Below are 16162 nucleotides of genomic sequence, written 5' to 3' on the forward strand. Positions count from 1 at the left end.
CCTCTATTTTTTATTATAGATCTCTACTTCCGTCACATTCAGGTTACCATCTGTTTTGATGGTGAATTCCAGTCTCATGTAGCGTCTTGTTACCGTAGTGAAGTTGGCATCTTCTGTTAGCACAGGCGCAGATGTTTTCTCATACAGCGTTTCCCAGATAGCTTCATCGTTTGATACAAGTACCTTATAGCTTTGTATTAGAGCATTCCCCACCGTCCAGTAATGTTTCACCTGGTTGAAAGTTTTTGGCGTTCTCAGATCTACAGTTACCCATACCTTTTTATCATCTGTGCGGTCTGCTGCCAATGGCTGCCAGAAAGTAGTCAGATTGCCATCTACTAATGTTGTAGCAGCGGATGAGCTTTGCTTCACAGGTTTGGCAAGTGCCATATTCAATGCCTTGGAGGAATAAGCTGTATAGAAAGTGTCTAGACTCAGAGGAGATGGTTTGTAAAGAGAACGGAAAGTTACGGAAGAACCTTCCTGTACATCTTCCAGGAGTATTACACTTTCGTTGGCGGCAATATAGGTGCGGCGGTCAACACCAGCAATGTCCACATAATTGATCTCGGTACTGAAGGATGCTGTATCTCCGGTCAGCCAGTTCAACGTTACATCGTCTCCTGCAATGGCAACGGTGCCAATGGTGCGGGAAAGGATCACAGATTCATATACTGTGTTGTATACCGTGCCCTGCACATCTACCCGGATAGACCTGTTCTTGTCAGCATCCAGTGTGTAGATACTGAATGTATAGGTATTCTCCGGCATGTTGTTCAGCATCACGCTTACAGTGTCCTTTGGATTTTTTTGTGTAACCGGAAAAACAAGCGAATCGGCTTTATTATTCCAGTAAACTACTGCTTGTGTTGTTTTAGGATCAGTACCACGTAACCATGTTATTTTGATCCTTCCCCTGCCCGGGTGCACATTTATTGAATCCGCTCTTCCCACATAAGTGATACCATTCGGCACTACATAGTCTTTGAAAGTGGCATCCATTTTACTGCAGGATATGAACAGTACGGCCAGCAATACTGGTAGCAGCAGGCGGCATACAGGATATTTTTGCATTGGATTTGAATTAATAAGTTGAAAAATGTCTTTATTTTTTAGCACCCCAGAACATCAATTCTGAAATATAGATATACTGGAACAGTCCCCATGTTTCAAGTGTTTTGAAACGGAGATACCTTACGGAAGGAGTGCCAGGCGGAAACTCAAAATCCTCCCCGTTGATTACGGCAAATGCTTCATCTTCGGTGGTATTAGTACCTAATGCTGCGCCGGAAGGTTTAACGGAGTTGAAAGTGGCTAATAACGTCCAGCTATCCCAGCTACCGTCTGTATTCGGGCTGTTGCTTCCCCATACTTCAAATCTCTTGGGATCTCCTCCGCGGTAGAAACCACTGGTACCCCCACGATGATAAAGTTTGAACCGGCTCAGGTTGCTTTCTGCACCAATGTCAAAAGTGAACCATTGTGGCATTTTGGGTTCATTGGGCCTTGTGTGGAAACAATCATTTGCGTTAGCCGTTCCATAGATATTGTTGAATAAAAAGCTGATGTTACGTGGGCTCAGGTTAGAGAAAACGTGGCCTATGTTTACGTCTGTAGGCAGTAAAACTTCTTTAAAGCCAAGACGGTCCAGTTTTGTTTCAAAAATTGGTTTGAGCGTTAGGGTGAGTGTATCGGACTTATTATTCCAACGGTCCCGTATATAAGTGGCAAACTTAATGGGAATAGTATCAAAGCCGCGTGCAGAGAAAGCTCCCTTGGCAGATGCGGAATAATAGGTAGTTACGTCTGCCCAGTCTCCTCTTCCGGTAGTGTCTCTCATCAACACAATGGCAAGAGAAGCTTCCGCCGGATTTAGAAAAGTAATGGAAGCACCACCGAATGTTTCCTTTAATGTGAGGGTGGCAAATACTGTATGCACCGGAGGAGTTAACGGGGTAACCGTAACACTTACAGGTGCGGACTCTTTTTTATTCCGGCCCACGGAATAGATCTTCACTTCATGTGGTTGCGTATCCCCAAAACCTTCTAATACCAGGGTGTCCTGGAAAATAGAAGTTTCAGTTTCCCGGAATACACCCGGTTGGATATCATATACTGCTTTTACAAAAAGCAGGTTTTTATCTGAAGGGATCTTGTAATGCAGCTTAGCGCCACCGGCAGTCTGAACAACAGTGATATCAGTCACCGGAGCGGGAGCAGGTGCACTGTCGTCCAGGTATACAAGCTGGCCCTTTTCTTTACAGGAAGACCAAAGGAAAAGCCCCAGTAATAGTATAAGAATGTGATGCCTGTTCATATTGAATATTTTTATGTGAAGCATTGAATGATCAATTGAGTTGTAATGATTACATGTTACCAACCCGGAGATTGCAACAGGTTCCTGTTCACGGTAAGGTTATTTTCCCTGATAGGCCAGAAATAATCCTTGAGACTAAAAGTCATTGTGTAAATAGGACGTACGCGGTAATATGCTTCCGGTGTAGCCTGCTCAAGGTCCCATCCCGTGATAGGTTGATTGAGCACACTCATCGCTTCTTTCCAACGACGCAGATCATAGAAACGGTGGCCTTCAAAAGCCAGTTCTATCAGGCGTTCCTGGTGAATGATCTTGCGCAGACCATCTTTGGTTTGGTAAGCTGCAGGATTTTTTGCGTAGGTGGTCCATGCCGTTTCCACAGAAGGAATAGCCGCTCTTGTTCTTACAAGATTGATCCAGCTCAGGGCGTCCGCGGTAGGGCCATCCTTTTCATTCAATGCTTCAGCGTACAGCAGGTAAAGATCTGCCAGCCTTACTTCAGGCCATGGATAATCCCTGATGGTGAGCGTGGAGTTGGCGCCAATGATATTCTGATAGTTTACCAGTTTCTTTACCCAGTAACCAGTAGTGGAGTAAGAAAAGTTTACCTGTGCAGAAGATGCCTGTCCCTTTTTTGCTTTGAGGGTAATACTTTTAGTATCATCCGGAATACCATAGCCATACCATTTGCCGCCGTCAAAAGCGATGTTGGCATAAAAACGGTTTTCCCGGTCAAAGTGTAATGCTGCTGTAGTGTAACCTTCTTCAATATTGAACCGCTCGGAGTTGAGGGCAGTACGCAAACCATAACGGCCAGTATAATCCCATGTTCTATCCTCACTGATCGGCAGCCCGTTCTTTGTATAGAACAACTCTGCCATTTTCAGTGGTGGCGCCATTTGCCCGCGGGGAGCAGTGTTGCCGGCCTGTGCAGGGTCCAGTCCGCGTGGAATATTGAGGATCTGCAGCGGGTTGCTCATACTGTTCGTGTTAGCCCAGATGATCTCGGAGTTCCATTTTTCGGTTACGGCACTACGAAGGCTCATTTGTGTGACCGTTTCGGGAGCAAGCGGTGTTGCCAACGCGTCCGGCTTAAAAATGAAAAGTTTTAAACCTACTTCGTGGCAAAGATCAACCGCCTCTTTACAGGCTTCTGCGGCTTTGGCCCATTTGGTGTCATCTTTCGTTGTGTTGAACAATTTTATGCCCCTGTTATCTATATAGGAAGAATAATCTGCATTACCGTTGAACAGTGGGCTGGCTGCCGTAACCAGTATCTTTGCCTTTATGGCAAGGCAGATAGGTTTGGTGATACGACCCAGTTCGTCTGTTTCATTGGTAATTGTTACAGGCAGATCATCCTTTGCCTCATCCATCAGTTGAACGATATACGCAAAGCAGGAATCCACGGGATCACGGTAAACCCTAACGGCTTCATTGCTCGCTTCCAGCGGCAAATTTTCCTTGATCAATGGAATGGGACCATAATTACGCAACAGGTAAAAATGATAGTAGGCCTTCAGGAATTTCACTTCTGCAATCCAGCGCCTTCTGTCGTCAGTATTGATGTCCGGTACTTTGTGAATATTCTCAAGAAAAATATTACAGTCCCGCAGGCCAAGGAAAAGCTTTTTTCCTTGCTGTGTGCCGTCCCAGTAATTAGCATAAGGGTCTACCACATTCTGGAAACCACGTGCTATATGGTAAGGAGGAGGTTGCAGTGCACTCGCTACAAACGGATAAATAAGAGAAAGTTCATCGCCGCTTGTAATCCCGGGATTGGCAGAAGGGTTGCCAGTTGCAGGCATATAAGAGTAGCAGGTAAAAAGATATTTTTCTGCTTCCTTGCGCATGGTGAACGCATTCTCAATGGTGGCTATGGAATCAGGCACCACGTCCAGGTATTTTTTGCAGGAATTCAGCAATGGCAATACCAATATTGCCCCCACTATGATCCGCCATGTATATTTGATATTCATTTCTTGCTGTTTTTAATGGCTTAATTGAATGTGATGTTCAGACCAATGTTAATTACCCGTTGCAGCGGATAACCAAGACCATTTCCGCCTTGTTCCACATCCCATAATTTGAAGCTGGAAAGCACGAACAGATTGGTCGCATTCAGATAGAGGCGCAGAACACTGGTATGCAGTTTTCTCTGGAAGCTTTTAGGAACATTGTATCCAAGTTCCATTTGTTTGAGCCGCAGGAAACTACTGTTGCGCATAAACCAGGTACTTCTTTGTATGTTGTTATTCATCTGCGTCATGCTAAGCCTTGGCCATAGGGCATATATATTACGATTGTCCTCAGACCAATGATCATCTGCGTAAGCTTTCAGCAATTGTGATTCACCCACAAAAGGTGCTGTTTCTGCTGCATTTATCCAGAAAGATTCCCGGGCGGAACCCTGGAAGAATACAGAAAAATCAAAGGCTTTATATCCCGCTGAGAAACCTATTCCGTAAGTGATCTCCGGATTGGTAGGGTAGCCAATAGGTACCCTGTCTGCCGTGGTGATCTCTCCATCCCTGTTCACATCCGTGTATTTGATATCACCACCACCATATGGGCCAAAGTTTTGCCTGGGGGAATTCCTTGCTTCCTCATCATCTACAAAAAGCCTTTCAGCAATATATCCCCATTGTTGGTTAACAGGATAACCAACGCGGGTGCGATATGCTGCTTCATTGGGCAGAAAGGTGGGCTCTTCAACTACTTTAAAGCGGCCGGTAGCATAAGTGAAATTACCCATAACTTCCAGCCATGTGTCGCTGGTGAAGTTAGCAGAGTAATTCAGCGACAGGTCCACGCCACGGCTGGATGCTGAGCCCATATTGGCTCTTGTTGTATCAGCCAACCCCATTGTAGAAGGATTATTACTACGGTCCATCAGGATGTTCTTCCGCTGTGTTGTGTAGTATTCTCCCGTAAAGGTGAACTTGTTGAAAAGACCAAGTTCCAGGGCAATATTGCTTTGATAAGATTTTTCCCAGGTAATATCCTGGTTGGCATACCGGGTGATGGAATAACCGGGGCGGGTATATCCGTTATCTCTCCCAAAGGTGGCTCCTTTGGAGGCATCATTCGGATTGGTTTGGGATAAATAGAAGAAACGGTCTTCCTGGTTACCGATCGCATCATTACCCACCAGGCCGTAGGTACCTCGCAGTTTTAAATTGGTAACAGACTTGCTGTAGGGTTTGAAGAAATCTTCATTAGAAATGGTCCAGGCTACCCCTGCTGATGGGAAAAAGCCAAAACGTTGTTTTTCATAAAAACGTTCTGAACCATTATAGCCAAAGTTGAATTCTGCAAAATACTTAGAGGCATAATTATAAGTTAACCTGCCGGATACACCAGAGTTCCGGTAAGGCAAAGATAATTGTAGGGTGCTTTGGTTGTTGGGTGCTGCCGATGGTGGAGCAATTGTACTTCTCATGATGCCGATGAGCATGGCGTTGATACTATGATCCCCTATGGTTTTACCATAGTTCAGTGCATTTTCCCAATAGAAAATAGCGTTTATTCGATTACCGGAGCCACCGCCGCCATAAGCCTCCAGGTATTCTGTTCCCTGGTCAGGGTTTAGAGGAACAAGGGTGAAGTTTTTTGTTTGTCTGTCATAACCGGTTGCATTATAATAGAATGGATTATAAGCCCGGAGGATAGAAAAGTTGGAAGTACGGTTCACGTTCAGCATTGTGCGGAAGTTCAAACCGGGTATGAGGAAATCAAAGTTTTGTTTGAGTTCTGTTTGTGCGGACATAAAAGAGCGGGACTCATCTTTATACCCCATTACCATCAGGGCGTATGGGTTGATGTAACTTCCTCCCTGGCCTGCATTGCCAAACATAATATGTTTCACATACCAATGGTCTGCATCCTTTTCATAGTAAGCAGGAAACATCACAGGATTAGAGTGCATGGCCATACTGTACATCAATGCACCGCCTGAAGTGGCACCGCTTCCAAGAGGACCTTTATAGTCATCATAGTTACCGGATGCCCGTACTGTTAGTGTCGTGGTTTTTGTAAGATCAACATCTACGTTGGCACGGAAAGTATACCTGCCTATATTCACGTTGTTATTGAAGTTGTTCCGCTTGTCCACTTTCAGCATTCCATTATCCTTTGTATAAGAGCCGGAAATAAAATAGCGGGCCACCGTACCACCACCACTTACGTTCAGGTTGGCACGCTGGCTTGTAGCATACTTCCTGAACAGCATATCATCCCAGTCATTGGCCGGATATACATAGGGATTTTCACCGCTGGCAGTACGTTCTATCTTTTCCTCCGTATAGAGGATAGGTTCCAGCCTGTTACGGGTGAGGGTTGCTTCATTGGCCAGTTTCATGTAGGTAATAGGATCTGCCAGTTCTATTTTCTTCGTAGGAGCAGTGACGGAGTTTTCTACCCTTAAATTCACCTTAGCCGGGCCTTGTTTACCTCTTTTTGTTGTAACGAGGATAACACCGTTAGCACCTCTTGCGCCATATAATGCAGTAGAAGTTGCATCCTTCATAATGGAGAAGCTTTCAATATCATCCGGGCGAAGACGCGCCAGGTCATCCGTTGTAAGTTCTACTCCATCTATCAGGATCAATGGATCCTGTTTGTATCCAAAAGTGGTAACACCACGAATAAAGAAGTTTGCATTATCAGCACCCGGTTCACCACTACGCTGAAATGCGATCAGACCGGCTGCACGTCCTGCAAGGGCTGTAGTGAGGTTACTGGAAGGTACTTTTAGGTCCTCTACATTAATAGAGGTAACGGAACCTACCACTTCTCTCTTCTTCTGTGTACCATAAGCTACTACCACCGTTTCATTGAGGTTGCTGGCGGATGATTTCATAATGATGTCGATGGTAGTGCGGCCATCAGCTGAAATTTCCTGTTCCTGGAAACCGATCATACGCACGATAATAACTGCATTGTCCGGCACAACGAGAATGTAGCGGCCATTGACATCTGTGGTGGTACCAATAGAAAATTTGTTCTTCACCATCAGCGTTACACCAGGTAGCGGCGTACCGAGACTATCCTTCACAATACCCTTGATCTCATGATCGGCGAAGGCTGTGACAGGTGAATTGACAGATTCCGCTGCTGCATATTGCACCCGCAGGAGCAGTAGCAACAGGAAATTAAAGAGGAGTAATTTTTTTAACATGGAATTGAATTTTGTGAATTTGATAAAAGATCACGGCCGTAGCGGCGGTGTTTGAGAGATCGGATCATACCAGCCGGACTTCCGCGCGGGCGCCTCATCATTGTTCTCCCTTTCATAGCTGTGGTAGCGCTATTCATAGACGTTGGAATTTTGTAGTTCACTAATAAGACAAGATGAATTTCCTGTACTGCAAACGTTTGCAGGTATTGCCCTTAAATCTGCGGAGGAACCTGTTGTAAATGGTTACTGTAGCGTATTATCAAGCATAAGGATTGTCATTATGTCAATTCTGGTCGGTGGAATTCATGTATCTGCGATTTTAGTCTCGGTATAGGCAGATTTTTTCTTAGCAAAAACGGTTGATAGTATCTTTATTTTGGTTGAATAATTGCCACTCTGCTGCAATCGTTTGCAGCTATTGTAGAATGACCTTAAAAATAGGCGGGAAGTTATGAAAAATATAATACCAAATTAGCATTATGTGGTGTTATTTTATTTCAGAACGATGTTATTTTTACTACATCGATCTAAAATTGTCAAGTGGAGCCTGAAGAAGTATCCTTGTTGGTAGGGAAATGTAAAGCAAACGATTGCAATATTCTAATAGATTGATTCTATTAGGCTTACGGTTATATTTATATGTTTATTCTATAATACTTTCTATCTTGTGCAGATATTATTCCCAAACTATATGACCACTTTTGAAGAACAACTCAACAACCTTTTTCCGGCCGATTCCGCCATCCCCGAGGAATTCAGGCTGCCGGCAGAGGTCCATCAGCGAGAATATCTCTCGGATGGCGTTATGAAAACATGGACTGGCGAGGTGCACACTGTACTATCCCCCATTTGTATTAAAACCGAAAAAGGCCTGGAACGAAAAGTGATCGGTTCCTATCCGCTGTGCGGAGCAGAGGAAGCACAGGCTTCCCTGGATGCGGCTATCCTCGCTTATCGCGACGGGCGGGGAGAATGGCCTACGATGTCTGTTTCCGAAAGGATTGCCTGTGTGGAGAAATTCACCGGCAGGATGATCGCTAAAAAGCAGGAAGTAGTGCAGCTCATTATGTGGGAGATCGGTAAGTCCCTGGCGGATTCCATTAAAGAATTTGACAGAACGGTAGAGTACATCAACGCTACCATCGATGCGCTGAAAGATCTGGATCGTCAATCTTCCCGCTTCCAGATAGAGCAGGGGATCATTGGCCAGGTTCGTCGTTCCCCATTGGGCGTGGTGCTTTGCATGGGGCCTTTCAATTATCCGCTGAATGAAACATTCACTACCCTGATCCCGGCACTGATCATGGGAAATACTTTATTGTTCAAACCTCCCAAGCACGGTACTTTAGTACATTACCCCTTGCTGGAAGCTTTCAGGGACTGTTTTCCCAAAGGTGTGGTGAATACGATCTACGGCCGCGGCAATGTGATCATTGCACCATTAATGGAATCCGGCAAGATCAATGTATTAACGCTGATCGGTTCCAGTAAAGTTGCGAACCAGCTGAAAAAGATGCATCCTAAGGTAAACCGCCTGCGTGCTATTCTGGGGCTGGATGCAAAGAATGCAGCCATTATTACGGAGAAGGCAGATATTGATCTGGCGGTAAAAGAATGTGTGCTGGGATCTTTGTCCTTTAACGGGCAGCGCTGTACCGCTATCAAGATCGTTTATGTACATAAAAATGTGGCGGATACATTCCTGGAAAAACTGACAGCGGCGGTAGGAAAATTAAAATTCGGTATGCCATGGGAGAAAGACGTGTTCCTCACACCCCTGCCAGAACCTCATAAGCCGGGTTATTTGCAGAGTTGTGTAGCGGATGCAGTTGCACATGGCGCTAAGGTGATGAACCTGCATGGCGGGGCTGCAAATGCCTCTTTTGTGTATCCTGCCGTAGTGTATCCTGTGAATGAGAAAATGAAGTTGTACAGAGAGGAACAATTCGGACCGGTGATCCCTGTGATCCCCTTCGAGGATATTGAAACACCCATTGATTATTTGATTGCATCTGACCATGGGCAGCAGGTGAGCATCTTCACCAATGATGCTGCGGAACTCTCCATATTGATCGATCCGTTGATCAACCAGGTGAGTCGTGTAAACATCAATTGCCAGTGCCAGCGCGGACCGGATATCTTCCCTTTTACAGGAAGAAAGGATTCTGCAGAAGCAACACTTTCTGTTTCCGACGCTTTAAGAGCGTTTTCCATTCGCTCGATGGTGGCCACAAAACAAACAGAAGAGAACAAAGCGCTCATAAATGAGATCGTCAGCGGGCAATCTTCAAACTTTCTTTCTACAAAGTATATTTTTTGATAAACTGTAATGTCGCTGTGTTGCTAAAACTTAGCAGCACAGCGTTTCACTTTTTTCACAATTCTTCATTTTTACACATTAGTGTGATGGAAAATTGCAAACAGAAAGTTAAATTTGGGTTAATTACTTTCCTTACCAATTTATCAACCTAAAACAAACAGTAAGATCGAGAAAATTTCTACTCCTTGTAAAGCCGCCTCATTCGGGGCGGTTTTCTTTTGGAGTTGAGAAGAAATTAAACGAGAACGACTTAAGTTTTGCAGGCGGAATGCCGTACATCTTCTTGAAAGCCGTAGAAAAATGATTCGGCGAACTATAGCCTAAGTGATCCGCTACTTCATTCACATTCATTCTTCCTTCTGCGAGGATCTGGCGGGCAGTTTTCATTCTCATTTCCTGCACGTAGCCAAAAACAGTATATCCAAACAATTGTTTGAACCCTCTTTTCAATTTAAACTCATTCAATCCAAATCTTCTGCAAAGCAGGCCCAGGCTGAGTACCGGGTCAAGGTAATGTTCCTGCAGGAATGATTTCACCTGTTGCAAACGTTTAGCATCTGCAGGGTGGATACTTCTTGCCGGAATGGCTTTTACATTAAAGTGCAGCAATGCCTGGAGTGGATCCCACAGGTCTGCATACTGATCTTCAATTTCATCAGCTAAAGTGGTTTGTTCTTTTACCAGGAATGAAACGTGGTCTGTAAAGAACGCATGGTTTGCGATCGCATGTAGCGTATCGGATGGCATTTTTGGGGTCATTCTAAATCCGTTTTTCGTATATGTTTATCCGTTTATCGTACTATCCACCGGGGTTGAGTGGAATAACTTTGATGAAACAAAAATAGTAATAAACATGTTGCGGAAAATACTCAAATGGATAGGTGGCGGGATTGGTGTATTGGTGGCGCTGATCCTTATATTTTATTTTGTAATGCATATTGTGGTCAATAACAAGAGGGCCAAAACGTACAACGTAGAAGTACGGATGTTTGATATTCCTTCTGATTCCGCCTCCATAGCGGAAGGCGCGCATATCTACGCTACCAAAGGCTGTGGGGACTGCCATGGAGAGGATCTGTCAGGAAAGATCTTCCTCGACGACGGGATGGTTGGTACCATAAGAGCTGCAAATCTTACCTCGGGAAAAGGTGGCCGGCCTGCAAATTATACAGACCGAGATTGGATCAGGGCTTTTCGCCATGGATTAAGACCCGATGGTAAACCACTTATAATAATGCCTTCATATGAATATTGTAAACTGGCGGACCATGATCTGGGAAGCCTTATTGCTTATTGCAAATCTGTGCCTCCGGTGGATGCAGCACCTGCCAGTATTAAACTGGGGCCGCTGGGCACTGTACTGTCGGGTTTGGATAAACTTCCGCTGATCCCTGCAGATCAGATCAACCATCTTGAAAAGTATCCTCAGAAGATAAAGAAATCTGTATCTGTTGAATATGGAAAATATCTTACACTGTCTTGTACGGGTTGTCATAAACCAGATCTGAAAGGGGGAGATAACGTGATCCCCGGCGGTACGCCAGTGCGCGATATCACAGCCAGCGGTAACATTGGTAAATGGACACTGAGCCAGTTTATGAATGTATTGCGCACAGGCGCCACTCCGGATGGCCGGCAACTGAAGAATGAAGACATGCCCTGGCAAATGACGAAAAATTATACGGACGAAGAGCTACAGGCCCTTTATCTCTATCTAAAAACATTATAAGATGTCTTTGCCCCGTACTATTAGTAATCCTGTTATTGGTGATAAAGTAACCTTCCTGGAAACAACGGAAGAAACGGGTGGCTCTCATGTTACTGTGTTGGTAGAACTGGCGCCTGGCGGGAAGAACGGCTTGCATTTTCATACTACTTACCAGGAACAATTTGAAGTGCTGGAAGGAGAGTTGGGCCTGCGGATAGGGAAAGGGTTTTTTTTCCTGTCTAGGGGTGGGATGGCAGAAGTGCCGTTATATGAGCGTCACTTGTTCTTCAATCCAAGTGGTAAACGGCCTGTTACTTTCAAAGTAACCATCACGCCGGCCAGGCAATTTGAAGCCTGCCTGCGGGTTGCTTATGGTTTGGCTACGGATGGAAAAGTACGCAAGAGCGGCATTCCGCTTAAGTTAGCGCATCTTGCCATACTGATGGAAATGGGAGAAACTTACCTGACTGTGTTACCTTATTGGTTACAGGTCAGATTGTTTCGCTACCTTGGGAGGATTGCGAGGAGGAAGGGTGTTGAAAAAGAGTTGGAACAATATTATAAATCGTAGAGACGCAAATGGATGCGCCTCTACTTAAATGAGATCTTACATGTTATTTCTTTTCGTTGCCTTTATCAAAGAAGCCGGAAATTTTATCTTTTGCTTCTTTCACGATATCCTCCGCTTTGTCTTTCGCTTTTTCAGCCCAGTCTTCAACTTTGTCTGATACATTATCCAGGAAGTCTTCTGCCTGGTCCACAAACCCTTCTTTTTTGGGTTGAGGTGCAGCGGTGCCAAGGCCTGTGAACCAATTGTCTACATTACCTGCAATAGCCGCGGGTAGCTTACTTTTCACGAAATCTTTAACGGTATCAATGGCTTTAACGGCTTGCTCGTCGGTAAGGCCTGCTCTGTCTTTGAGGTTCTGTATAAGCTCTTGCATGGGTAAAAAAATTGATGGTTGTTAAAGAAAAGATACAACCGTAACAAGTTACGAAAAACAATGTATCTCTTCTCCAACAACCATCAATGGTTATAATAAGTTTACGCTACTTTCAACGTCACCAGGGTGCTTTTCTCCAATTTCTCTTCGGCGTAGGCACGTGTGAGCTCAAAGGACTTTTCATCTGTAGATGGTAAGTGGAACATCGCATCTGCCAGTAAGATCTCACAGATAGAGCGAAGCCCGCGGGCGCCCAGCTTGTATTCCAGCGCTTTGTCCACAATATATTCCAATGCATCTTCTCCAATCTTCAGATCTATTCCTTCTACCTGGAAGAGTTTCCTGTATTGTTTCACCAGGGCGTTACGCGGTTTGGTGAGGATATCTTTCAGTGCATCTTTATCCAGCGTGTTCAGGTACGTAACAACAGGTAAACGGCCCAGCAGCTCAGGGATCAATCCAAATTGTTTCAGGTCCTGTGAGTTCACATAGCGGAGGATGTGCTTGCGTGCATCTTCTTCTCTATCCTTATTCACGGTGAAACCGATGGAGTGGGTTTGAATCCGGCGGCTGATGATACGGTCTACACCATCAAATGCACCTCCGCATATAAAGAGGATATTCTGTGTATTTACCTTGATCAGCTTTTGCTCAGGGTGTTTACGGCCGCCTTGTGGTGGAACCAGCACTTCTGTACCTTCCAGCAGTTTCAGCAAACCTTGTTGTACCCCTTCTCCGCTCACATCACGGGTGATGGAAGGGTTATCACTTTTACGGGCGATCTTGTCTATTTCATCGATATAAACGATGCCTCTTTCCGCAGCTTCCACATCGTAGTTACAAACCTGGAGCAGGCGGGTGAGGATGCTTTCCACGTCTTCGCCTACATAACCGGCTTCTGTGAAAACAGTGGCGTCTACGATGGTGAAAGGAACATTCAGCAGTTTAGCGATGGATTTTGCCAGCAGGGTTTTACCAGTACCGGTTTCGCCTACCATGATCAGGTTGCTCTTTTCAATTTCCACATCATCTTCCAGCACCTGTTGGTTCAGCCTTTTGTAGTGATTATAAACAGCAACGGCCAGGATCTTCTTGGCATCGTCCTGCCCGATCACGTATTCATCCAGGAATTTCTTGATCTCCACGGGTTTGGACACTTTAGGAACAAACAGGGAAGGCGTGGATTTCTTTGCATCTCCGGAAGGTGTAAATTCCTGCTCAATGATCTCCTGCGCGTTGGCCACACAATTTTCACAAATGTGTCCTTCCGCACCGGCTATCAATATCCTTACCTCGTCTTTATTACGATTGCAGAACGAACAGCGTATTTTGGACTCTTTCATTTAATATTTTTTAATATGACATTCAGCTTCCCCTCGGGGGATACAAAATTACACTTTTTCGCGGTTAACGGGCAGCCGGACCAGCTGAAATTAACATACCTTTTGGTTACCCCGGAATAGCCGGGTTTAAATGAAAACGTCCCGCGTGGGCGGGACGTTTCAGGATTATTGAGGATTATTTTCCGCTGCTTTTTTCCTTGGATTCTTTTCGAGTACGTCATCAATGATGCCGTATTCTTTCGCTTCATCAGCTGTCATCCAATAGTCACGATCGGAGTCTTTCTCCACTTTTTTAACGGGTTGACCGCAGTGACCGGCAATGATCTCGTTCAGCTCTTTCTTGAGTTTTACGAATTCACGGGCTGTGATCTCGATGTCAGAAGTTTGACCTTCTGCACCACCATGCGGTTGGTGGATCATTACACGGGCATGTTTCAATGCGGTGCGTTTTCCTTTGGAACCAGCTACGAGCAGCACGGCGCCGAAAGAAGCGGCCATACCGGTACAGATGGTAGCGATATCCGGAGAAATGATCTGCATGGTATCATAGATCCCGAGGCCAGCGTATACGCTACCACCAGGACTGTTAATGTACATTTGAATATCGCGGTTGCGATCAGCTGATTCCAGGAATAATAACTGGGCAGTGATAACATTGGCCACATAATCATTTACGGGATCTCCCAAAAAGATGATCCGGTCAGCCATGAGACGGGAAAATACGTCCATCTGGGTAACATTCAGCTGACGTTCCTCAATGATATAAGGGGTCAGAGAATTGATCTGGTGACTTTTAGCGTAACTATCTACCACCAGGCTACTGATACCGCGGTGCTGGATGGCATATTTCCTGAATTCGTTGTTAATGTTCATGATGGTGATGTTTATGAGGTAATTTTACAAATTCTTCAGCGGATATTTCCTCTTCTTTCACGTTCACCTTTGTTTCTGCCCAGTCAAACAGCTTTTGAGTGATCATTTCGCGGTATGTTTGATCAACATATTTTTCATCCTGCAGCAGGCGGTCCAGGTAGCTATCCAGCCATTCTGCCTGTTCGCCGCCAATGCCATAGTATCCCATGATCTTGGCGCGGGCACTTTCTTTCAGTTCTTCGAAAGAAACTTCCAGGGAATTATCACGGATCAGTTTGTCGCTGATCAGTGTCCAGCGGAGCTGATGGTCGAAATTAGGGTATTCGTGCTCGGCTTCCTCAGCTGTTTTAGGCTTTTCACCACCTTTTTGCAGCCAGCGTTTGAGGAAATCTTTAGGAAGCTCGATGGGTGTTTCATGCACCAAAGTTTCAAACAGTTCATTGTGGAGATGGTTGGTAGCTTCCTGTTTCCAGTATTTACCGATCTCTTCTTTCAGTTTGTCTTTGAATGCTTCTTCTGTAGTGATGTCCTGGCCGGGATAAACTTCTTTGAAGAATTCTTCATTCAGTTCTCTTTTTTCGATCAGTCCTACTTTGGTAATCGTTAATTGGAAGTATTTCTTTTCGGCATCTTTATCATTTGCCAGTCCGAGGTCCTTCTGAACAAACTCTATGCGTTCTTTATCGAAAGCTTTACCCAGCTGGATAGTGAGGGTATCGCCTGCTTTTTTGCCCTGGAGTTTGTCCTGTACATCTTTAGAGAAGTATTTCACCAGCATGGAGTTCTCTTTCTTCTCAGCGCCTTCAGCTACATTGCCTTTAGCGTCGCTTTCCAGGAATTCTATGGTGAGTACGTTATCTTCAGAAGTAACTGTTTCAGGTTCAGACATTTTGCCACCTTTCAGTTGGAGGCGTTCTATTTCCTGTGCTACTATTTCATCTGTAACCTTTACGTTATAACGGGTAAGGGTAGTTTTATTGAGCAGTTGGGAAGCATCGAAAGCCGGTTTCAGTCCGATTTCGAAGTTAAAGTCGTATGCTTCAGGTACAGCGTAGTTGAAGTTTTTGGCTTCTGCGTCTAAAGGCAGGGGCTGGGCGAAGATCTCCAGTTTTTCCTGTTGCAGGTAACCCATCAGTTCTTTCTCAACGGTTTTCAATATTTCGTCAGCGAACAGGGCCTGGCCGCTCATTTTCTTGATCATGCCCGCAGGAACCTGACCTTTACGGAAACCCGGAATATTAGCGGTTTTAGAAAAATGCTTTACGGCTTTCTCGAAATTGGGAAGGTAGTCTTCCTGGCTCACTTTCACAGTGATCTTATCATTTAATAAACCAATGTTCTCTCTGGTTACGGTTGCCATTTGTTTTTTGTTAATATATTAAAACACAGAATATAAACTTGTTCAGGGCTTGAAGCACTTGTCTACGAAGATTGTGCCATGCACCTGCGGGGAGGGAGTCTCTGCCGTTTTAGCAGTT

At 44.9% G+C, this 16162-nt stretch carries 12 protein-coding genes; 3 read left to right on the forward strand and 9 right to left on the reverse strand.

The genetic code is table 11. From position 1 onward, the window contains the following. Window positions 1-3: 3 nt before the first annotated feature. From GFS24_RS22040 to GFS24_RS22055, 4 genes are read right to left on the reverse strand one after another with little or no spacing between them, the layout of a single operon-like run. A complete protein-coding gene (locus GFS24_RS22040) occupies window positions 4-1074 on the reverse strand; it encodes a DUF4998 domain-containing protein (protein WP_153663331.1) in 1071 nt (356 codons plus the stop codon). 31 nt (window positions 1075-1105) lie between these two features. Further along, window positions 1106-2317 (reverse strand): DUF5000 domain-containing lipoprotein, encoded by a 1212-nt coding sequence (locus tag GFS24_RS22045; protein ID WP_173003157.1) that lies wholly within the window; start codon window positions 2315-2317, stop codon window positions 1106-1108. 56 nt (window positions 2318-2373) lie between these two features. Further along, entirely contained in the window at window positions 2374-4296 is a 1923-nt protein-coding gene (locus GFS24_RS22050; protein ID WP_153663335.1) for a RagB/SusD family nutrient uptake outer membrane protein, read from the reverse strand. Between the two features lie 20 nt (window positions 4297-4316). Next, window positions 4317-7496 carry a TonB-dependent receptor gene (locus tag GFS24_RS22055; RefSeq protein WP_153663337.1) on the reverse strand — a complete coding sequence of 1060 codons (3180 nt, stop codon included), beginning with the start codon at window positions 7494-7496 and terminating at the stop codon, window positions 4317-4319. Window positions 7497-8163: 667 nt separating this feature from the next. Here GFS24_RS22055 and GFS24_RS22060 point away from each other — a divergent pair. Continuing rightward, window positions 8164-9816, forward strand: a complete 1653-nt coding sequence (locus GFS24_RS22060) for an NADP-dependent glyceraldehyde-3-phosphate dehydrogenase (protein WP_371731301.1) — start codon at window positions 8164-8166, stop codon at window positions 9814-9816. Window positions 9817-10014: 198 nt separating this feature from the next. On the opposite strand, the gene GFS24_RS22065 is transcribed toward GFS24_RS22060, so the two are convergent. After that, window positions 10015-10575, reverse strand: a complete 561-nt coding sequence (locus GFS24_RS22065) for a helix-turn-helix transcriptional regulator (RefSeq protein ID WP_153663339.1) — start codon at window positions 10573-10575, stop codon at window positions 10015-10017. Window positions 10576-10669: 94 nt separating this feature from the next. On the opposite strand from GFS24_RS22065, the gene GFS24_RS22070 reads away from it, so the two are divergent. Then, window positions 10670-11545, forward strand: a complete 876-nt coding sequence (locus GFS24_RS22070; RefSeq protein ID WP_153663341.1) for a cytochrome c — start codon at window positions 10670-10672, stop codon at window positions 11543-11545. A gap of 1 nt (window position 11546) precedes the next feature. Continuing rightward, entirely contained in the window at window positions 11547-12095 is a 549-nt protein-coding gene (locus GFS24_RS22075) for a cupin domain-containing protein (RefSeq protein ID WP_153663343.1), read from the forward strand. A 43-nt stretch (window positions 12096-12138) separates the two neighbouring features. Here GFS24_RS22075 and GFS24_RS22080 read toward each other — a convergent pair whose 3' ends face one another. The 4 genes from GFS24_RS22080 to GFS24_RS22095 form a co-directional block, all read right to left on the reverse strand. After that, window positions 12139-12468, reverse strand: coding sequence for a hypothetical protein (locus tag GFS24_RS22080; protein WP_153663345.1), 330 nt, complete (start codon window positions 12466-12468; stop codon window positions 12139-12141). 101 nt (window positions 12469-12569) lie between these two features. Further along, window positions 12570-13811 (reverse strand): ATP-dependent Clp protease ATP-binding subunit ClpX, encoded by a 1242-nt coding sequence (clpX, locus tag GFS24_RS22085; RefSeq protein WP_153663347.1) that lies wholly within the window; start codon window positions 13809-13811, stop codon window positions 12570-12572. A gap of 165 nt (window positions 13812-13976) precedes the next feature. After that, entirely contained in the window at window positions 13977-14684 is a 708-nt protein-coding gene (clpP, locus tag GFS24_RS22090) for an ATP-dependent Clp endopeptidase proteolytic subunit ClpP (RefSeq protein WP_153663349.1), read from the reverse strand. After that, a complete protein-coding gene (locus GFS24_RS22095) occupies window positions 14674-16044 on the reverse strand; it encodes a trigger factor (protein ID WP_153663351.1) in 1371 nt (456 codons plus the stop codon). Before GFS24_RS22095 ends, clpP begins: the two co-directional genes overlap by 11 nt. Window positions 16045-16162: the final 118 nt, after the last annotated feature.

The sequence above is a fragment of the Chitinophaga sp. SYP-B3965 genome, from assembly GCF_009647655.1.
Classification (GTDB): domain Bacteria; phylum Bacteroidota; class Bacteroidia; order Chitinophagales; family Chitinophagaceae; genus Chitinophaga.